Annotated in this window: 2 protein-coding genes; both read right to left on the minus strand. The window is 44.8% G+C overall.

Annotated features, from left to right (window positions below; all coding sequences use genetic code 11):
* Positions 1 to 225: 225 nt before the first annotated feature.
* Positions 226 to 2,766, minus strand: a complete 2,541-nt coding sequence (locus ACFQ2O_RS20810) for a PspC domain-containing protein (RefSeq protein ID WP_377532666.1) — start codon at positions 2,764 to 2,766, stop codon at positions 226 to 228.
* A 2-nt stretch (positions 2,767 to 2,768) separates the two neighbouring features.
* Positions 2,769 to 3,107: a PadR family transcriptional regulator gene (locus ACFQ2O_RS20815; protein WP_377532668.1), complete on the minus strand. Its 339-nt coding sequence runs from the start codon at positions 3,105 to 3,107 to the stop codon at positions 2,769 to 2,771.
* Positions 3,108 to 3,187: the final 80 nt, after the last annotated feature.

Genomic DNA, 3,187 nt, shown 5'->3' on the forward strand with positions numbered 1-3,187 from the left:
TTATATATTAAGAAGCGATTTGCTCCCTTTTTTGGTGATAACTTATTTGTATTATCAGCTATAGCATGGAGGTTTTCGTGCTATAGATTTGCTATGCGGATTACTGTTTCATAGAAAACTACAGGAACTGAGGGTGCTTGGTATAATTTAGTTTTATTTTGTACTAGTGGCGGTGTAGAGTAAAGCTGGCTGAGCTACAGGCTCAACCAGCTTACATTTTATACTTTAGTTTTGCTGGCGCTTTACACTGCTTGGGCCAGAGCTGTTAATGACAGTGTCGCTGGGGTTGCCGCGGTATGTGATACGGCTTGCTCCTGTTGCGTCTGCACGTAGCGTAGAGGTAGCGAAAACTTCTGCTACTCCAGCTCCTGTCACGTCTACATCCACGTAGGCAGCCTCAAGTTGGTTAGCATCTATGCCACACGCTCCTGTTGCATCTAATTCAAAACGGTCAGCTTTGCCTGTGAATTTACTAACAGTAGCTCCAGAGGCGTCTACTCTTAAATCACGCACATTAAGGTTAGCAACTGTCTGTATAGCTCCAGAGAAGTTCATGCGGAGTTTATCAGAGGTAAAACCTATAATGTCAGCTTTTATGGCACCACTTAAATCGATGGTACTTAAGTTAGGCGCTGTAATCTGAATCAATACTGGCTTACGGTCTTCGAAAAGCCTGAAATACTTTTCCTCTGTGGTGATTTCCAACTCATCACCGTTAAGGTCGAATTCGATCCGTTCCATTTCATCATTATCGGCACGAACAACCACACTATATTCTCCTTGCTTTAGCTGCACATGGTACGGGCCGCTGATGCTGATTCTGTTGAAGTTCCCGTAGTTCATGGTACGGCGGTTAGTGCTATACTTGTTGTCGTTCAGTAGTGCGCTGCCACTAATCTTTAAAGAACTATTTTCATCATCAATATCGATGTCCATTTTAAAGTCACTATCGTTTTGGTAGTCACTTTGGCCTTCCGTTCCCAGTGTGTCTGTGGCGCAGGTAAGGCATGCTAAGCGGTTACCATTCACCTGCCACGTATTACGCTCTATTTTATCGTGATCATAATTACCTTCCAAAGCTGATCCTGGTAACAGGTATATAAACTCACGTGTTAGGCGCAGAGGTTTGTTTCTTGGCAGCTTCAGTACAAGGCTAAGTTCCTGGTCGCGGAATATGGCTCCCTTTTTAAACTCAAAGCTGTTGTCGAAGCGAATGGTAGAATCCTGATTTACCATTCGGTAGGTAATCATTTTGGTATTCTGCTTTGCTTCTTCTTCGGTCTGTCCTTTAGCTTCGGCGCGTTGTACAACCTGCACATCAGGGGTATTGCTCTCCTGTACTTCTATGTAAATGTTGCTCCAATCCACATTCGTATCATAGGCATCTAACACTAGCGTGCCTGTTTCTGATACAGGTATTGTTTTAGTTGTCACGACTTCACCAGTACGACGGAAGTTGTTGCTGTATGTAGCGATAGAAGCAATCATGATAAATAAGCCCACCAGCCAGACTCCAAACAAAGACCAACCTACAATAGGCTTCAGAAAAGTACGCTTAATAAGCAGGCTTACACCCAGCACGATTAGTAGTAGTAATGGTATAAGCACTACAAAAAAGCCTGCAACCAATCCGAGCCTGGGAAAGCCTCTTAATAATACAGAGGCAGGGAAATCACTTGGTGAAAAGGAAATATACTGCGACTCCTCAATTAAACCAAGTGACACGAAAAGCGCTGATATCAAACCAAAAGTTAACCCTATGGAAATTATAAGGAGTATCACGCCTGCGGCAACACGAACAAGTGTTACAAGAAAAGCTAATATCGGGCCCAAGGCTCTGCCAAGCCAACTGATAATCTGAGAAATCAAGCGGATGGGCAACAGGATGAGCTTAGCAAGGGTGCTCTCTTCTCCGTTGCTATCCTTCATGTTCAGGTTATCCTTTAGCGTGCGCTCTATGCCAGCCAAGGTTACCGGATCGCCCTGCATTTGCATACGCTCTGTAAGCGTGACAGCCTCTGGCATAGCAACCCACAGTACGATATAAGCCACTATACCAAAGCCACCCAGAAAAATTGAAAGAAGGAACAACAGGCGAACTACCGCTACATCAATACCAAAGTATTTAGCAATGCCGCTTGATACACCCGCTAATTTCTTGTCTTCAGGGTCGCGAAAAAGTTTACGCACCTTAGTTTCAGGCAAAAAAGCATTTTCAGGCATGGCTATCCACAGTACAACATAAATGATGATGCCTGTAGCTGCCGATACTCCTGCGGAAACTACCCCAAGCAGCACTAGCAGCACAAAAAACAGCCTGATCCAAAGTGGATCTACACTTAAGTAGTTCGCTAACCCAGCCGAAACCCCGGCTATTACTTTACGATTTACATCGCGGTAAAGGCTTTTGGGAGGAGCAGCGGTGTGTGTGTAGGTTCCGTCAAAGTCTGGCCCTGCACCAGCTCCGGCAGTTGCTCCGATAGGTTCAGTATCCAGCGGTTCTTCTACCTCAAAGTCTGTAACGTTGCCCATGCGCAGCATCAGATACTCCACATCCTCCTGTGTGATTACCTGCTTTGCAGGAGAAATTCTGGCTGCAAAAATTTCGGCTACGCGCGCTTCAATGTCAGATACAATCTCTTCATGGCCCTCATAGTTAGAAAAGTATGTTCTAATAGAGGCGAGGTAGCGGCTAAGCTGCTCGTACCCATCTTCCTCAATCTGGAAAATGATGCCTTGTAGGTTTATACTTATGTTCTTTTTCATAATTACTGGGCTTTCTTGTTTCGGATGATGTGTTCTGTGGAGTCTACTAATTCAAGCCAGGTATTGCGAAGTTGCTCTAAAAAGTCGCGGCCGGTATTGGTGAGCCTGTAGTACTTGCGAGGAGGCCCTGATGTAGATTCTACCCAGTTGTACTCCAGAAGTGCAGCATTCTTTAGGCGGGTGAGCAGCGGGTAGAGTGTACCCTCTACAACGATCATCTTGGCCGCTGTGAGCTCCTCCAACATATCGGACGCATAGACTTCACCACGAGAGATAATCTCCAGTATGCAGAATTCCAGAATTCCCTTCCTCATCTGCACTTGTGTGTTTTCTACTTTCATGATGATGCTGATATAATGTTGAGGTAAAGATAATATAAGGTACTATGTAACGCAAGGTACTGTTTAAAAATATTTACGCC

This window comes from Pontibacter rugosus (genome assembly GCF_042678745.1).
Classification (GTDB): domain Bacteria; phylum Bacteroidota; class Bacteroidia; order Cytophagales; family Hymenobacteraceae; genus Pontibacter; species Pontibacter rugosus.